Source organism: Singulisphaera rosea (assembly GCF_054877945.1).
Genome location: NZ_JBTYIP020000024.1, coordinates 36,636 through 54,320, shown reverse-complemented (window position 1 = coordinate 54,320; position 17,685 = coordinate 36,636). Strand labels below are relative to the sequence as shown.

The 17,685-nt window shown below is 64.0% G+C and carries 10 protein-coding genes and 1 pseudogene; 8 read left to right on the top strand and 3 right to left on the bottom strand.

Features of this window, described 5'->3' with window-relative positions:
* Window positions 1-79: 79 nt before the first annotated feature.
* The 8 genes and pseudogenes from ACYOEI_RS30155 (at window position 80) to ACYOEI_RS30120 (ending at window position 12,649) form a co-directional block, all read left to right on the top strand.
* Entirely contained in the window at window positions 80-3,451 is a 3,372-nt protein-coding gene (locus tag ACYOEI_RS30155) for a PVC-type heme-binding CxxCH protein (RefSeq protein ID WP_462853378.1), read from the top strand.
* A gap of 238 nt (window positions 3,452-3,689) precedes the next feature.
* Window positions 3,690-4,169, top strand: a complete 480-nt coding sequence (locus ACYOEI_RS30150) for a hypothetical protein (protein ID WP_462853377.1) — start codon at window positions 3,690-3,692, stop codon at window positions 4,167-4,169.
* A gap of 11 nt (window positions 4,170-4,180) precedes the next feature.
* Window positions 4,181-4,660, top strand: coding sequence for a DUF4365 domain-containing protein (locus ACYOEI_RS30145; RefSeq protein WP_462853376.1), 480 nt, complete (start codon window positions 4,181-4,183; stop codon window positions 4,658-4,660).
* Window positions 4,661-5,146: 486 nt separating this feature from the next.
* Window positions 5,147-8,143: a PSD1 and planctomycete cytochrome C domain-containing protein gene (locus ACYOEI_RS30140; RefSeq protein WP_462853375.1), complete on the top strand. Its 2,997-nt coding sequence runs from the start codon at window positions 5,147-5,149 to the stop codon at window positions 8,141-8,143.
* 79 nt (window positions 8,144-8,222) lie between these two features.
* Window positions 8,223-9,593 carry a serine hydrolase gene (locus tag ACYOEI_RS30135; protein WP_462853374.1) on the top strand — a complete coding sequence of 457 codons (1,371 nt, stop codon included), beginning with the start codon at window positions 8,223-8,225 and terminating at the stop codon, window positions 9,591-9,593.
* The gene (locus ACYOEI_RS30130) at window positions 9,590-11,029 is read left to right on the top strand and encodes a DUF1501 domain-containing protein (protein WP_462853373.1); all 1,440 of its coding nucleotides are present in this window, start codon (window positions 9,590-9,592) and stop codon (window positions 11,027-11,029) included. Before ACYOEI_RS30135 ends, ACYOEI_RS30130 begins: the two co-directional genes overlap by 4 nt.
* Window positions 11,030-11,278: 249 nt before the next feature.
* Window positions 11,279-11,437 (top strand): annotated as a pseudogene (locus ACYOEI_RS30125) (AAA family ATPase); the annotation flags it as partial.
* Window positions 11,438-11,989: 552 nt separating this feature from the next.
* Window positions 11,990-12,649, top strand: coding sequence for an AAA family ATPase (locus tag ACYOEI_RS30120; RefSeq protein WP_462853477.1), 660 nt, complete (start codon window positions 11,990-11,992; stop codon window positions 12,647-12,649).
* A gap of 1,034 nt (window positions 12,650-13,683) precedes the next feature.
* Here ACYOEI_RS30120 and ACYOEI_RS30115 read toward each other — a convergent pair.
* The 3 genes from ACYOEI_RS30115 to ACYOEI_RS30105 form a co-directional block, all read right to left on the bottom strand.
* Window positions 13,684-14,634 carry a ComEA family DNA-binding protein gene (locus tag ACYOEI_RS30115; protein ID WP_462853372.1) on the bottom strand — a complete coding sequence of 317 codons (951 nt, stop codon included), beginning with the start codon at window positions 14,632-14,634 and terminating at the stop codon, window positions 13,684-13,686.
* A 118-nt stretch (window positions 14,635-14,752) separates the two neighbouring features.
* On the bottom strand, window positions 14,753-15,157 hold the full coding sequence (locus ACYOEI_RS30110) for a DUF4332 domain-containing protein (protein WP_462853371.1): 405 nt from the start codon (window positions 15,155-15,157) through the stop codon (window positions 14,753-14,755).
* A gap of 592 nt (window positions 15,158-15,749) precedes the next feature.
* Window positions 15,750-17,549: an alpha-amylase family glycosyl hydrolase gene (locus ACYOEI_RS30105; RefSeq protein ID WP_462853476.1), complete on the bottom strand. Its 1,800-nt coding sequence runs from the start codon at window positions 17,547-17,549 to the stop codon at window positions 15,750-15,752.
* Window positions 17,550-17,685 lie beyond the last annotated feature (136 nt).

The following is a 17,685-nucleotide window of genomic DNA, read 5'->3' as shown; positions in this document are numbered from 1 at the left end:
TCCGAGTCGGATGCTCCCGCCCCCATGCCAAAGCGCCGCCCAGGCGATCGCAGCGAACCCCAGACGAGGACCCAGTCCCTTGACACGGCTGCCCTACTTTCGCCACTTGTTCCCGGCCCGAAAACTGGCGTTGGCGGCCCTCGCCGCGCTGGTCGCCGCGATCGCCGTCGCGCCCCGCACAACCAGAGCCCAATCGAAGAGTGATGCCGCCGGTTTGCTGAAACCTCAGCCCCGCCCGACTCGTCCCAAGCTCGCCCCGAGCAAGCTCCCCCTCGAGTTCTTCAAAGGCGAGAAGGTCGCCTTCGTCGGCAATTCGTCCGCCGAGCGGATGAACCTCTTCGGCCACTTCGAGACGCTCCTGCACAGCCGGTTCCCCGAGAAGGAGCTGGTCGTCCGCAACTTCGGCTGGCCCGCCGACGAGGTGTCCCTCCGCCAGCGGCCGACCGACTACACCCGGCTCGACGACCCCCTGGCGGCGTTCTCGCCCGACACGTTCATCGCGTTCTTCGGGTGGAACGAGTCGCACGCCGGCGAGGCGGGGGTCGCCAAGTTCAAGGCCGACTACGAGACGTTCCTCGACGACTACACCAAGACGTATCCTCGCGACGACACCGGCTCGCCCGCCCGGTTCGTCCTGGTCTCGCCGATGGCGTTCGAGTCGCCCGAGGACCCGAACCTCCCGTCGGGCAAGGCCGAGAATGCCCGGCTCGCGCTCTACGCCAAGGCCGTCGCCGAGGTCGCCGCGAAGCGAGGGCTCGCGTTCGTCGACCTGTTCACGCCGACCGCCCCCCTGTTCGCCGCGGCCCCGGGGCTCCAGTACACCATCAACGGCTGCCACCTGAACGAGCTCGGCGACAAGGCCGTCGGCATCGTGCTCGACAAGGCCTTGTTCGCGAAGGAAAACCCGGCCAACGTCGGCTCGACCGACTACGAAACCCTCCGCACCGCGGTCAACGACAAGTCCTGGATCCACCTCCAGGACTACCGGATGATCAACGGCTGGTACGTCTACGGCGGCCGGCGGACCTGGGATACCCAGACCTTCCCCCGCGAGTTCCTGAAGATCCGCGCGATGGCGGCCGTCCGCGACCACTACGTCTGGGACATCGCCAATGGCAAGAAGGTCCCCGCCACGCCCGACGACAGCAACACCGGCGAGCTCATCACGCCCGAGACCCGGTTCGGCCAGAACAAGTACTCGGAGTCGCCCGACGGGCCGCGGATCCTCCCGCCCCAGGACTTCATCAAGACCTGCACGGTGCCCGAAGGGTTCGAGATCAAGCTGTTCGCCGACGAGAAGCAGTTCCCCGAGCTGGCCAAGCCGGTCCAGCTCGGCTTCGACGGCAAGGGGAGGCTCTGGGTCTCCACCATGCCCACGTACCCGATGTGGAAGCCCGGCCAGCCCAAGCCCTCGGACAAGCTCCTGATCCTCGAGGATACCGACAACGACGGCAAGGCCGACAAGTGCATCACATTCTATGATAAGCTCCACTGCCCGACCGGCTTCGAATTCTGGAACGGCGGCGTCATCGTCGTCGACCAGCCCCGCCTGATCTTCCTCAAGGACACCGACGGCGACGACGTCGCCGATGAGGTCGTCCACCTGATCGACGGCTGGGCCACCCAGGACACGCACCACACGATCAACGCCTTCGAGTTCGGGCCCGGCGGCCTGCTCTACATGCTCGAAGGCATCGCGATGAGCACGACGGTCGAGACCCCCTGGGGCCCCTTCCGCAACTTCGGCTCATCGGGCTCGTACGTGCTCGACCCCCGGACCCTCAAGGTCCGCCACTACGTCACGCCGGGCTACGGCAACCCCTGGTGCTACGTCTTCAACGAGTGGGGCCAAGGGTTCTGCGGCGACGGCACCGGGGCCAACCAGCACTGGGACACCCCGCTCTCCGGCGCCCAGTACCAGGGCCGGAAGGGCCTCAACCCGGTCTTCCCGATCGAGGGGATGCGGCCGGTCGTCGGCAGCGAGTTCCTCATGTCCCGCCACTTCCCCGACGACGTCCAGGGACAGTTCGTCTACGCCTGCGTGATCAACATGAATGGCCTGCCGCGCTGGACGTTCTCCGACGACGGCGCCGGGTACAAGGGGGTCCGGGTCCGGCACGACCCGGCCGATCCCAAGACGGCCTTCGACCTGATCAAGTCGACCGACAAGCACTTCCGGCCGGTCGACCCGAGGATCGGCCCCGACGGCGCGCTCTGGTTCGGCGACTGGGCGAACCCGCTGATCGGCCACATGCAATACTCCCAGCGCGACCCGAACCGCGACCACGCCAACGGCCGGCTCTACCGCCTGGTCTATAACGGGAAGCCCCTGCTCAAGCCCGTGACCCAGCACGGCAAGAGCGAGGCCGAGTTGCTCGAGCAGTTCCGCGCGTACGAGTGGCGGACCCGATACGCCACCCACATCGAACTCAGGGCCCGGCCGCAAGCCGCCGCCCTCGCCGCCGTCAAGACCTGGGTCGCCGGGCTCGACCCGAACGACAAGGACTTCGACCGGCTCCGTTGCGAGGCCCTTTGGGTCCAGCAGACGTTCCACGCGGTCGACCTCGCCTTGCTCAAGTCGGTCATGTCGGCGAAGAAGCTCGAAGCCAGGGCCGCCGCCGTCCGCGTCCTCGCCGACGAACGCGAGGGGATTCCCGAAGCGCAGGCGCTCCTGATCGCCGCCGCCAACGACGAGAGCGGCCGGGTCCGGACCGAAGCCTGCCGAGGCCTGAGCTTCTTCGCGACCCCCGAGGCCTCCTCGGCGGTCCTCACGGCGCTCCGCGACGGCCAGGACTACTGGGTCCAGTACACCGCCGAGGCCGCCCTCGGGGCCAACCAGGCGGCCTGGCAGGGCGACTACTTCAAGGGAACCCTGACCCGCAACGACCCGACCGCCCGCAAGCTCCTCGACGGGATCATCTCGCAGTCCAAGACCGGGGCGCAGGCCGTCCCCTACCTGCAAATCCTCCTCGGCAAGGACCCGCAGTCGGGCGAAGCCAAGAACAAGGCGATCCAGGCCCTCTCCGACATGAGAGGGGGCAACGTCGAGAGCGGCAAGGCCGTCTTCCGGCGGAACTGCCTCGCCTGCCACAAGGTCGGCAGCGAAGGGGCCGACTTCGGCCCCCAGATGGACGGCCCCGAACCGGTCGGCCGCCGCCTCACCCGCTACAAGGTCGTCGAGTCGATCATCGACCCCAACGCCGAGCTCAACCCCAAGTATCTCGCCACATCCATCGCCACCGCCGACGGCAAGACCGTCACCGGCCTCCTGGTCTCCGAGACCAAGGACCAGGTCGTGATCTTCGACGGCAAGGAGAAGCGTGAGATCAAGGTGCCCGACATCGAAGAGCGGACCACCCTCAAGCAGAGCAGCATGCCCGAAGGCCTGGCCGCGACGTTGGCCCCGGTCGAGTTCCTCGACCTGGTCGCGTTCCTCAACAGCCTCCGTTGAACACTCGTCCAAAGGAGTCCGGACGCCCTTCACCGGGCGTCCGGACTTCCCGGCGAGCGTTTTGGAACCCTATCTACCTACCGAAGAGCACGAGGTCGGCTCCTCCTGAGGTCCACGTAATTCCTAAACCCGACCCTTCCGATAAACGCCCTCTTTTGTTAACCTGAGAGGCTGAAATGGTCGCCCCAGGCCCAGTCCCTTTGTCGGGAGGCAACGCAAGACACCCCGGGTATTCGGGATGAACCTCAAGGACCGCATAGGGAAGCGGGGCGAAAGCATATTTGCCGTCATTATCAGCGAATGGTGTAATGGGAGGCCATGGTTCTCCGAAACCTTCCTTGGAGACAAGCATCCTACGACAGATTTCTGTGTGGAACTGATCGATCCGAACGCTCGTTCCGCAATGTTCTTCGTGCAGATTAAATCGACCAGATCGCGTTATCTCGGCAACGGTCCTGGAAAGAAACTCGATGTGGCTGTCGCTAAAAAAGACGTGCTCCAAATGAAAGCCTTCGGCTTTCCCGCTTACGTTGTCGGCATCGACATAGACTCCAAGCAAGGTTTTATAAAGGCCATTACACCGCAATCAACTCGAGGATTCAGGGGCATACCTATCGCAAACGAGCTCAACTGTCCGAACCTATTGCGGCTTTGGAACGAGGTAGACACCTACTGGACCACGTCCGTCAATCGCATGCTCGACTCGAACTTCTCATAAGTGGTACTTCCATGCAAACCTCTTCTTCATCCATCATCGGTCGTCGTTCCGAAGCAATGGCACAAGTGTTTCTGACCGGCTCTCTGAATGTCGAAGTTTTCGGAGTCGACCATCTATTAGATATAGACCAAATTGCCAAAATCACTTCCGAAAGCAGACTGCAACGACTCTTCGGGGTCATTGTGAAGGGGACGAGCCTTTCCCTCCCGGATGCACGCACTGCAGACGCTCACCTGGGTGCCGATTTCCGGAAACGTCGGCAGATTTCCTCACTCTCAATGCCAGTCATTATCCTCCTATTCTCGATGAAAGAGGACGTAGGCTACTACGCTTGGCAAGCTGAACCCGTCTTGGCGGATTCTGCTCCCAAGCTAAGAATCCACGAGCGATTTACATGCCAGCTTGCGGACGACTCCGCACTAAACACCATAACCAGCAAAATCGATCGATGGTATGATAGCTTCGAAGAAAAACTGTACTTATTCGATTGATAAACCGTCCAACCCCTGCTTGTCCCTCGCCATTTTTCGCCTCATCGTCGATCGAAGAAATCAGGGCCACCCCAATTTTCCCCCTAGGAGCCTGTCCAAGAATCAACTAATGGCACATTAAGGACTTACGTCGATTGGCCGCCGCGCCGGTTTTCGAAATCTCGGGGAAAACGGCGATTTGCCATATTAAGAAAATACGCAACCTGTTACTGCAAAAACGACTTAATTCTTGGACAGGCTCCTAGACTTCGACTCTCTCAGGGTTTCGGCTTCACGACCTCGCCGTTCTCATCCGGTTCGTTCACCTCGATCCGCCCACAACATTCCGGACCAACGGATTATCACCAACCTTCCAATTCGATTAATCACATAAAATCAGCATAACTTCAGTCACCGGGACGCCCTTGACAGTGCCGTTCGGCCGCGTCAACAATGCGATTGGTCGGACCAGCCTTCGGCGAGCGCAACCCCGGGTGGGCCATCACGATGAGAATGCGGCGGATCCTCTTGCTGGGGGCGGCGATGGTTGCGCCCGGCGCGGCCTCGGCGGGGGATGATCGGCTCTTCCGCGAGCACGTCGCGCCGCTGCTGGAGAAGCGTTGCGTGAGCTGCCACGGCGAGGACGCGCCGAAGGGTAAGCTCGCGCTCACGACGGCCAAGGCCCTGAGCAAAGGAGGGGTGAGCGGGCCGGCGATCGTGCCGGGGAACCCCGACGAGAGCCTGCTTTTGGAGGCGATCTCGGGAGATAAACCCGAGATGCCCAAGAACGGCGCCCCCTTGCCCCCCGAACAGGTGGCGAGCGTCCGGACCTGGATCGAACAGGGGGCCCACTGGCCCGAGGGGATGGCCCTCAAGGATCGCCGGTTCGAAGGGCAGGCGTGGTGGGCGTTCGAGCCCCTGACGCGGCCGAAGCTGCCCGAGGTCAAGTCCAGGGGGTGGGTCCGCACGCCGATCGACGCGTTCATCCTCGCCGGGCTCGAGGCGAAAGGGCTTGTGCCTAGCCCCGAGGCCGACCGTCGTACCCTGATCCGCCGCCTGACCTTCGACCTGCACGGGCTCCCGCCGACTCCGGAGGAGGTCAAGGCTTTCGTCGGCGACACGTCGCCCGACGCTTATGAGACGGTCGTCGACCGCCTCCTCGCCTCGCCCCACTACGGCGAGCGCTGGGGGAGGCACTGGCTCGATGTCGTCCATTACGGCGACACCCACGGCTACGACAAGGACAAGAGGCGCGACCAGGCCTGGCCCTATCGCGATTATGTGATCGGGGCGTTCAACCGCGACGAGCCTTACGCCGACTTCATCAAGCAGCAGCTTGCGGGCGACGTCCTCTGGCCCGGAGATCCCCAGGGGATCGTCGCCACCGGGTTCGTCGCCGCGGGCCCCTGGGACTTCGTCGGCCACGTCGAGCTCCGCGAAGGGACCGTCGACAAGAACAAGGCCCGGCTCAACGACCGCGACGACATGCTCGCCAACGCGATGTCCACGTTCCAGAGCCTGACCGTCCACTGCGCCCGCTGCCACGACCACAAGTTCGACCCGATCCCTCAGAAAGACTACTACCGGCTCCAGGCCGTCTTCGCGGGCGTCGATCGCGGCAACCGCCCGTATCTGACTCGCGAAGACGCCGAGGCGAAGGCCGAGCTCGAGGCGAGGAAGGCCACCCTCGCGAAGCGCCGGGACGCCCTCGCGACCCAGGCCCGCGAGACGACGAGCCCCGAGCTCACCAGGCTCGACGAGGAGGTCGCCGCCCTGAAACGCGAGCTCGCCGCGTTGCCGAACCCGGCCGCCTCGACCCCGAGCGCGACGAACGGCTACCACAGCGCCGTCTCGGCGACGCCCGACGTCGTGAAGTGGGTCCAGGTCGACCTCGGGCGGGCCGTCTCGATCGACGAGATTCGCCTGATCCCGACGCATCCGACCGACTTCCTCCCCGACCGCCCCGGCTTCGGCTTCCCCCTCCGGTTCCGGGTCGAAGTCTCCGACACCGCCGACTTCGCCAACCCCGTCGTCCTCGATGACCACTCGGACGCCGACTTCCCCAACCCGGGCGCCCGGCCCTACATTGTCCGGGCCGGCCGGCGCCCCGCGCGGTTCGTCCGGGTCTCGGCCTCACGGCTCTGGACGCGGATCAACGACTTCGTCTTCGCCCTCGGCGAGCTCGAGGTCATCTCCGGCGGCAAGAATCTCGCCCCCGGCGCCGAGGTCTCGGCGCTCGACTCGATCGAGGCCGGGCGATGGTCCAAGGCGAACCTGGTCGACGGGTTCGACAGCCGGACCAAGCTCGCGAGCCTCGACGACCCCCAGACGGCCTCGCTCGCCTCGCAGCGGAACGAGCTGCAATACCAGGCCCAGGTCCTGGAAGGTCGCCGCAAGGCGCTCTGGGACTCCCTGGTGGGTGCCTCGGCGCGGCTCGAACTCGAGCAGGCGACGGCCGAGGTCGCCGCCATCGAGGTCCGGCTCAAGTCGTTCGACGCGAAGACGCAGGTCTATGCCCCCCTGCCCCATGCCCCCAGGGCGATCAACCTTCTGAGACGAGGCGACGTCGAGCAGCCCGGCGAACTCGTCGCCCCGGGGGCCCTCTCGTGCCTGGCGGGGCTCGACTCCGACTTCGCCTCGAGCGGCTCGGAGGACGAGGGGAGGCGGCGGGCGGCCCTGGCCGAGTGGGTCGCGAATCCCAAGAACGTGCTCACCTGGCGATCGATCGTGAACCGGGCCTGGCACTATCACTTCGGGCGGGGGATCGTCGACACCCCCAACGACTTCGGCCGCAACGGGTCGAAGCCGACCCACCCCGAGTTGCTCGACTGGCTCGCGGTCGAGTTCCTCGCACACGGGCAGTCGCTCAAGGCCCTGCACCGGACGATCGTCACGAGCGCGGTGTATCGCCAGTCGTCGCGGCACGACCCGGACTCGGCGGCGATCGACGCCGACAACCGGCTGCTCTGGAGGATGAACCGCCAGCGGCTCGACGCCGAGTCGATCCGAGACGGCGTGCTCGCCGTCAGCGGGACGCTCGACCCGAAGATGGGGGGGCCCGGCTTCGACCTCTTCCGGTTCAAGGACGACCACTCGCCGATCTACGACCACACCGCCCCCGACAAGATCGACAACCCCCAGGTCCGGCGTCGGACGGTCTACCGGTTCGTCGTCCGGAGCGTGCCGAACCCGTTCCTGGAGTCGCTCGACTGCGCCGACCCGAACATCAACACGCCCGTCCGGCCGACCACGATCACCGCGCTCCAGGCCCTGGCGATGCTCAACGACCTGTTCATGGTCAAGCAGTCGCAATATTTCGCCCGCCGGCTCGAAGCCATGGAGGACGACCCCGGTCGTCGCGTCGAGTCGGCCTACCTCCTCGCCCTGGGACGCCCGCCCCGCCCCGAGGAACGCTCGGCCCTCGTCGCCTACGCCGGGAAGCACGGCCTGGCGAACGCCTGCCGGCTCCTGTTCAACACGAACGAATTCATGTTCATTGACTAGGCTCTGGCGGGCCCGAGGGTGTTCGACAATGACGGGACGTGCTGGGGTTGGGGAAAATGGGCGTCGTCGGCGAGGCACCGTGATCGCGTCCCTCGCGATCGCCTGGTTCGTCGGTGTCTCCGACGCCAAGGCCGAGGACGTGGCCTCGAAGGTCGACGAGTACATGCGCGCCCGCGTCGAGCACGACCGGTTCAGCGGTTCGATCCTGATCGCGCGTGACGGCAAGGTGCTCGCCCGGGCGGGTTACGGCATGGCCAACCTCGAGCACGACGTCCCGAATACGCCGGAGACCAAGTTCCGGATCGGATCCGTCACCAAGCAGTTCACCGCGGCGGCCGTCATGCTCTTGCGTGATCGTGGCAACCTCGACATCCACAAGCCGATCAAGACGTACCTCCCCGACAGCCCCAAGACCTGGGACGACGTCACGGTCCAACACCTTTTGACCCACACGTCGGGCATCCCGAACTACACCGACTTCCCCGAGTTCGCCAAGACGATGGAGATCCCGACGACGCTCGATGCGCTCGTCGGCCGCTTCAAGGACAAGCCCCTCGACTTCAAGCCGGGGACGAAGTTCAAGTACAGCAACTCGGGGTACATCCTGCTCGGCCGCGTGATCGAGTCGGCCTCGGGACGGAGCTACGTCGGCTTCCTCCGCGAGAATCTCTTCGACCCCCTGAAGATGAACAGCACGGGCTACGACAGCGCCTCGCCGATCCTCAAGCACCGGGCGTCGGGCTACTCGCGGAAGCTCTTCCTCCTCGTCAACGCGGCCCCGATCGACATGTCGATCCCCCACGCCGCCGGGGCCCTGTATTCGACGGTCGACGACCTCTTCCTCTGGGACCAGGGGCTCCTCGGCGACACGCCCGTGCCGCAGAAAACCCTCAAGGAGATGTTCACGCCGTTCAAGGACGGGTACGGCTACGGCTGGGTCTCCGGCAAGGTGTTCGGCCGGCCGATGGTGACGCACAACGGCGGGATCAACGGGTTCTCGAGCTCGATCTTCCGGCTCCCGGACGACAAGGTCTGCGCCGTCGCGTTGAGCAACGTCGAGGATCCGAACGTCGGCGCGATCGCCCGGGACCTCGTGGCGATCGCCCTCGGCGAGAAATACACGATCCCGGGCCGTCGCAAGGCGATCACGCTCGACCCCAAGGTCTTCGATGCCTACGTAGGCCGATACGTCGACGACGCGTCCAAGGTGACCTTCGCCATCACCCGCGAAGGCGACCGTCTGATGGCCCAACTGACCGGCCAGGCGCGATACGAGATCTACCCCGAGTCGGAGACGTCGTTCTTCTACAAGGTGGTCGAGGCGTCGATCACCTTCGAGAAGGACGCGCGAGGGAAGACCACCCACCTCGTCCTGCACCAGAACGGCCAGGACGTCGAGGCCAAGAAGCAGGCGCCCGAGGCGTCGCCCACCCCCGAGAAGAAACCATGACGGCCACCCATGTCGATCGTCGCGAATTCCTCTGGCGGCTGGGCGGGGGCCTCGGCGGCGTCGCGCTCGCGCACCTGCTCGGATCCGAGGGCCTCCTCGCGGGGACGGCCGATCCTAAGGCCCGCGCCGCGCTCAACGGCGGGCTCCACCACCCGGCGAAGGCCAAACGGGTCGTGCAGATGTTCATGTCGGGCGCGGCCAGCCAGTGCGACACATTCGACTACAAGCCGCTCCTGATCAAGAAGCACGGCGAGAAGTTCGACCCCGGCGGCAAGGTCGAGCTGTTCCAAAGTTCGCCGGGCGCGGTCATGCAGAGCCCCTGGAAATGGCGGCAGTACGGGGAATCCGGCAAGTGGATGAGCGACCTCGTGCCGCACATGGCCGAGTGCGTCGACGACATCGCGTTCCTGCCGTCGATGATCTCCAAGTCGAACGTCCACGGCCCCGCGACGTTCATGCAGAACACCGGGTTCGTCCTGCCGGGCTTCCCGAGCATGGGCGCCTGGGTCTCGTACGGGCTAGGAAGCCTGACCGACGACCTCCCGTCGTTCGTCGTCCTCCCCGACTCGCGCGGGTACGCCCCGAACGGACCGGCGAACTGGGGCGCGGGGTTCCTGCCCGCCTCGTTCCAGGGGACGATGGTCCGCGCCGGCTCGAAGAACCCGATCTTCGACCTCTTCCCGCCCGACGACCCGAGCGTCTCCCCCGAGGGCGAGCGCGACGGCCTCGCGCTTTTAAATTCCCTCAACCGCTCGCACCGATCCGACCGCGACGGCGACTCACGCCTCGACGCCCGGATCGCCTCGTACGAGCTCGCCGCCAAGCTCCAGCTCAGCGCCCCCGAGGTCCTCGACCTCTCGGGCGAGACCGACGCGACCAAGACCCTCTACGGCCTCGACGAGCCGATCACCGAGGACTTCGGCCGCAACTGCCTGATCGCACGCCGACTCCTCGAGCGCGGCGTCCGGTTCGTCCAGGTCTGGAGCGGCGCCGACAACGGCTTCCCCCGGCGGAACTGGGACTCCCACGAAGACCTCGCCCGCGACCACGGCGACATGGGCCGGAGCATGGACAAGCCCGCCGGCGCCCTCCTCAAAGACCTGAAGACCCGCGGCCTCCTCGACGACACCCTCGTCATCTGGACGACCGAGTTCGGCCGGATGCCGTGCAGCCAGGGGGGCAAGGGCCGCGACCACAACCCCTTCACCTTCACCTCCTGGATCGCCGGCGGCGGCATCAAGGGCGGCACCACCTTCGGCGCCAGCGACGAGTGGTCTTACAAGGCCGCCGAGAACCCCATCTACTGCTACGACCTCCACGCCACCGCCCTGCACCTCCTCGGCATCGACCACACCCGCCTTTCGTTCCGCCACAACGGCATCGACCGCCGATTGACCGACGTCCACGGGCACGTCATCAAGGAGATCCTGGCGTAAGCAACCGCGCCCGGCTATTTATCGAGGCATGCACGTCAAGCGATTCAACGCTCGACGTCGGCCGATCATCGTCCGGCCCGGTCAACTCAGGACCAGGGCTGGTGGTCGCGCACGTCCTGTCGTCTAATATCAGCAGGTTGTCGCAACCGGAGGAAAATGGTGTCGCGGGTGAGTTGGAAGTGCTCGCCTCGATCCGTTCACCAGGAGCACTCGAGTTTCATCCGTCCCTAAACTTTGAAATAATCAGTCATGTTCATTAAAGAACTTCATCTTTCTAACGTCAAATTGCTGAACAACGTGAGGATCCCGTTCACTCGAGACGGAAAACCTCGACCCTGGACTGTCCTCGTCGGAGAGAATGGACTCTGCAAGACGACGATCCTCCAGGCGATCGCCTTGGCTGCGGGCGGCCCGGATCGGGCCAATCAACTACTCACCGACGCGAGGTCGTTGGCCGACCGTCGAAACCCGGGCGGATCGAGCACGATTGGCGCCCTCTTCGGGTTCGGTGCCGCGAGGAAAGGGCGAGAATTTCCTGGGCTCGATCCGAGCTATAAAGGGACTCCCGATCTCTTCTCGACCTTGACGATTTTCGACGGATTCCGCATTTTTCTCGGCAATTCTCAATATCTGAATTCTACGACCGGTGATTCCGTTTCCTACAACAGCGGGAACGGGAAGAAGGAACTGACATATCCCCTGCAAGTGGCGAGAGCTCGAGGTCTATCCCATTGGTTCGTCGCAGGCTATGGGGTAACGAGATCCCTGCCTCCTCCGATGGAAGTCGAGAATCTGGCCGACCCTGTATTGGATCGATTGGCCCCGCTCTTCGATCGCCGGCGCCTCATCGGTACCGGATTCCTCGAGCTCTTCGAAAACGCAGCGCTCTCAGAATCGTACGCCGATGTATTGCTGCGAGCACTGATCGAGGAAAGGCGGCTGCTCCCCAGGATTCAATCCGTGAGCCTTGGCCGATGGGACGAGGCCAAGAAGGCGAAGTCGCTCGCCGATGCGCATCTTTTCAGATTCCAGGCCGGTGAGGACTTGGTTAGTATTCCGGCAACCTGGCTCTCTCATGGATATCAATCCATGATCTCCTGGGTTGCCGATCTCGTTGGCCAGATCTTCTGGGATGCCGGCGAAGCCGTTCCGCTCGATGAGATGGAGGGCCTCGTCCTGATCGACGAGTTGGACATCCATCTCCATCCGACGTGGCAGTTGGGCCTCATCCAGGCCCTCAAAGCGGTGTTCCCCCGCTTGCAGTTCGTGGCGACGACCCACTCGCCCATGCTCCTGCCCGGCCTGGAAGCGGACGAGATCTTCCACGTCTTCCAGGATGACGAGGGGAATGTCCAGGTCAAGAAGGCGGACCAATCGCCTTCGTTGATGACAGGGAGTGAAATCTACAATACGTTCTTCGGGATCGATCGCCTGTATCCCACGGATGTCGGGGCCGACCTCCAACGATACGGTTACCTGTCGAGCGACCCTGGACGGACGGATGATGAGGATCGGGAGCTGGCGGCGATCCTCGTGCGGCTTCAAGGTGCGGGAGTGGACCCGGGCTGGGAGCCGACGCCCCGGAAGAAGAAGGTTGCAGGGCGAGGTAAACGGACGTGATCCGAATCCGTCGAGGTCCGGAGCCGAGAAACTTGCGAGGAATCCGTCTGGCGGAATTGGCCCGCATTCGGCCATTGACCCTGGGAAGGTCTCCCATACGTACCGAGCTCGGACGTCGATATACGGCGGTCAGGAAGGACCTCAGGTCGGCACAGCATAATAAGTGTTGTTACTGCGAAAACAACTATCTTGAGGCATCTCACAACGACCTCGAGCATTTCCGTCCCGCGATTCGCGCTACACGAGGAGTCGGATTTCCGGATCACGGGTATTGGTGGCTTGCTTGGACGTGGGGGAACCTGTTGTTCGCCTGCAAGAACTGCAACGAAAGCGCCAAGGGTGATCAATTCCCTCTGGCCGCAGGGAGTCCCGTCCTGCTTCCCGAAGACAAATCGATTCGCTCCGAGAGTCCCTTGCTCATCGACCCTTGCCGTGACAATCCGCTACGCCATATCCAGTTCAGACCCGTGTCGCAGCAAGGCCGTCCCCGATGGAATGCCTTTGCCCGCAACGGAAGCATTCGAGGATATGAGACGATCAGGGTCCTAAAGCTGAATCGCCCCGATCTTTTGGAAGCATACGAGTACCACGTCGAACACTACCTGTTGCCTCTCGTAAGAAGATTTCAGCTTGCCCTCGGAGTAGCGAGCGCAACACAAATCCGCGAGCTTTGGTTTGAGGATATCATGGCCTGGATCCGTCCGGACCGGCCATTTACAGCTCTCTCTTACGATGTCTTTGATTTGCGCATCTCTCCGAGCATACGACGGAAATGGGAGCTGAGCCTCGTTCAGCCTCGATAGCTTCTCGGTTGGCCTTCGAATTTAAATCGCCAAAGCCTGAAAACCTCCCTGGAGGTCTCCTCCTGTCAAATCTTCGAGGGTCGACGGGCCGCGTTATCTTCGTCCATCCCAAGATCCTGCCAAAACCCCCGAAGCTTCGCGCGGCCCCGCAGCGGCCGAAGATTATGAGGCGGTCCAACTCGGACGGACCGGCCTTTGAACAAGCAGGCCAGTTCTCAGGTTATACCCACCTCACTCGACCGTGATCATGTCCTTGATCTTGGAGAACTCGCCCTCCTTGATCCCCTTGGTCTTCATGATGTCTTCGATCGTCTTGAAGGGGCGGGTGTCGATGATGGCCTGGGATTTCACGGGGCCGATGCCCGGGAGGGCTTCGATGAGCTCGGCTTTGGTGGCGGTGTTGATGTTGATCCGCTTGCCGCCCGCGAGGGGTGACGTCGCGGCGGGCTTGGTGGCGGGTTTCGTTGCGGCCTTGGCAGCCTTACGCTCCATGGCCTTGGTGGCCTTCGCCTCGACGGCGGCGGGCACGGGCGCGGGCGCGGCCTCGGTGGTGGCGATCACCAGGCTCCGGATTGCATTGATCCGGACCTTGCCGAGCCCCTTGACGCGGTCGAGGTCATCGACGGATTTGTAGGGGCGGTCGGCGATGATGGCTTTCGCGTGGACGGGGCCGATGCCGGGCAAGGCCTCGAGATCGGCGAGGCTGGCGGAGTTGAGGTCGATCGGGGCCTTCGCCATCTCCTCCGCCGAAGACTTGGGCGTGGCCGTGGCGCGGGCCCGCTTGGCGGCGGGGGTCGCGCCGATGAAGACCATCGAGCGGATCCCCTCGATCGTCCGGGCCGGGACGCCCGCCTTGGCCAGGTCGTCGACCTTGGTGTAGGGACGGCCGGCGACGATCTTCTTGGCCGTCACCGCGCCGACGCCCGGGAGGTTCTTCTCGAGCTCCTCGGCGGTCGCCTTGTTCAGGTCGAGCATCGCCCCGGCCTTGGGCTCGGACTTTTCCTCGGCCTCGGCTTTGGCCTTCGCACGCTCCTCGGCCTTCGACTTGAGCTTGGCTTTGACCTTGGGGATGACGCCGGGCTTGGTGGGCGTCTGCCCATGCGCCGGAATGCCCTGGCCCATCGCGATTGCGACGGCCAACGCGAGCGAGCTGACAACGTTCGAGAGTGGAGAGCGAACCATCAGAGTCCCCTTCGTCTTCTGTTATAGCGACTATAGCGACGACGATCTCGAGGCCGGGTGTCCCCGCAACCTCGCACCGAGCTTGGTCTCTTTACCGAACGAGAGTCGGGGCCGACCGTCAATGGGTGACGACCCGAGGCAAGGTCTTCGCCTCCGTGATCCAACCGGTGACTTGAGCGAGGCTCGGGACCTGCCGGACGAGGTGTTTTGCCTCGTTCACCTCGACAAGCTTCACGTGCAGGTTCGCCGGGTTGCGCTGGGCGAGCTCCGGGACGGAGTCGACCCCCGCCGCCTCGAGTAGCTCGGAGTATTGGGTCCCGACCCCAGGGACTCGGAACAGGTCGGCGAAGTTCACCCAGCGGAGGATGAGGGCTTCGCTGATCCCTGACTCCTCGGCGAGCCGCCCGCGGCCTTCTCGCGAAGCCCCTCGCTCGAGCAAGGCCTCGACCGTGGCGACCCCGACCGCCCTGAGCTTCGCTGCATAGACGTCGCCAACCCCCTCGAGCGTGATCACGTCGCTCATCCATCCGCTCCTTTCGGGCCAGGATGGGGTCCCTCCGACGATCGAGTACGCCGTCCGACGGCGCTTTGAACTCGGCGATGCGACTGTCGACTCGCGCCCACGAGGAGGACGATCCCACAACCGATCCGCCCCGATTCTTCGCAGCCCACGAGTCAGGACACGTCTACGAGAACTTCTCGAATGTGGCCGCGGCCGAGCCCGTTCGAAGACATTCAGGATCTAGAGAAATGTCACGGACTCGCGATGATTGCTACCTCGACACCCGAAGTCCTCTCGGCCCTCGATCCACGTTCTTGAATCGCGACCGGTTCTCGAAGAATCGTGATGTCGGAAGTCGAACGACTTACCTATCTTAAACCTGGCTCACTCGAGTGGGTAGGCCCAACCCTGCGAAAGACAAGTTTCGAAAACGCGAGACGCCGGCGGGTGTTCGTGTTCCCGCCGGCGTGCCAGTATCGTCTTTGCCGACCAATGTCCAGTTCTGCGGAGTCCGCACGAACAGGTCATCTATAGAACTGCTGCCTGCAACGATTTACTTCATAATACTTTCATCCTCACTTTTGTCTACTGTCTACTGTCTACTGTCTACTTCCTAACGATCCTGGGAGAAGATCAGGACCGAGTAGGGGCCGATCGCAATCTCACCGTGGCACGGCTGGTGGTCGTAGCAACCGGCGTGGCCCGTCATATCGCACGCGGGGGTGTTGGCGAAGTCCGGGCTGTAGCCGTTCCAATCGCTGTTCAGGCGGAGCTTCCAGGTACCCTCTGCGGGAAGGCCGATCCGATAGTTGGTGAACGTCTTCGAGGAGAAATTAGCGACGACGATCACGTCGTCCCCGGCGCCTCCCTGATCCCAACGTCGGAAGGCGACGACCTTGTCGATGTTATTGACGTGATACACATCGGCGTGATGACCTCGAAGTCCTCGTGTGGCCCCCCTGCGGTCGAGCCGCAGGGCGATGAGGTCGCCGTAGAGTCCCACGATGCCTTCGTGCCGGTCGCTGAGCTCCCAGTCGAGCGGGACGGTGTCCTGGAACCAGCCGTGCTGGAGGAATTCCTGGCCCTGGAAGAGCATCGGGATGCCGGGGACCGTCATCACCAGGCCGGCGGCGAGGGTCGAGCGCTTCTTGGCGTAGAGGCTGTCGGCGGAGAACTTGTCGACCTCCGAGGGAACGCGGGCCTTGCCGTTGGCGACCTCGTCGTGCGACTCGCTGTAGACGACACGCTGGAAGGCGTCACCGTTGTAGCCGTGGACGATGGCGTTACGGACCGAGACCATGTCCCGTTCCTCGTCGTGCATCGCGGTGACGGCCGCCCGGATCGGGTGGACGAACCCGGCGTCCCACTGCGAGCCGAAGCCTGCACCGCCGACGCCTGCGCCCTTGGTGATCCAGCAGTCGTTCTGGAGGTCTTCGGCGATCGTGATCCGGCCGGGGAAGCGATCGCGGATCTCGCCGTTGATCCACTGGGCGAGGCCCCAGCCATCCGGGAGTTGGGCGCCTGGGTCGCCGTTGCCTCGGACGTGGCGGATGTAGAGGGTCATGTCGTAGCGGAGGCCGTCGACGTGGTAGTCCTCGAGCCACATCATGGCATTGTCGCGGATGAACTGGCGGACCTCGCCACGGCCGTAATCCGGCCGGGAGTTGCCCCAGGGGGTCTCCGATCGCCAGTCGTTGTAGAAATAGATCCCGCCGCCGTTGTTCTCGCTCCAGCCGTCGAACTGCCAGAGGTGGAGGTCGCCGGGGCCGAAGTGGTTGTAGACGACGTCGAGGATGACCGCGATCCCGAGCCGATGCGCGGCCTTGATGAACGACTTGAACGCGGCGGGTCCGCCGTAGGCACTCTCGATCGCAAAGATGTGCGCGGGATTGTAACCCCAGGAGAAGTCGCCGGCGAACTCGGCGGCCGGCATGACCTCGATCGCGTTGATGCCCAACGTCTTGAGGTGGTGGAGCTTCTCCTCGGCGTCGGCGAAGGTGCCGGCGGGGCCGCCCGGATCGTCGTTGAAGGTCCCGATGTGCATCTCATAGATGACCAGCTCGTCCCAGCCGGGCATCGTGAAGGCGTCGCCTTCCCAGTCGAACTCGGGATCCTGGACGACCGCGTTGCCGACCGAGTTCGTCACCTGCCTCGCGTACGGGTCGATGCGGGAGAGCCGGGCCTCGCCGTTGACGATCAGGTAGCGGTATTCGTCGCCGACCCTCGCCTCGGGGACGTCGGCGTACCAGTAGCCGTGTTCCTCGTGCTCCATCGGCGTGGCGTCTTCCTTCCACTCGTTGAAGTCGCCGACGACGAAGACACGCTCCGCATGGGGAGCCCACACCCGGAAGGCCACCCCCACCTCATAAGGGATCGCGCCCATGCCCGGATGTCGGGCCTCCGTCGGCGCCATGCTCTTGGGCGCCGCGGGCACGGTTTTCGACTTGGAATCCGCACGCATGACGGTCGTACGCATATTCGGTTTGCCTAGAGGGAGCTGGAAGCTTCGGAAGGAATGAGAGCAAGGCCATCACCCTGAGAGCAATTGC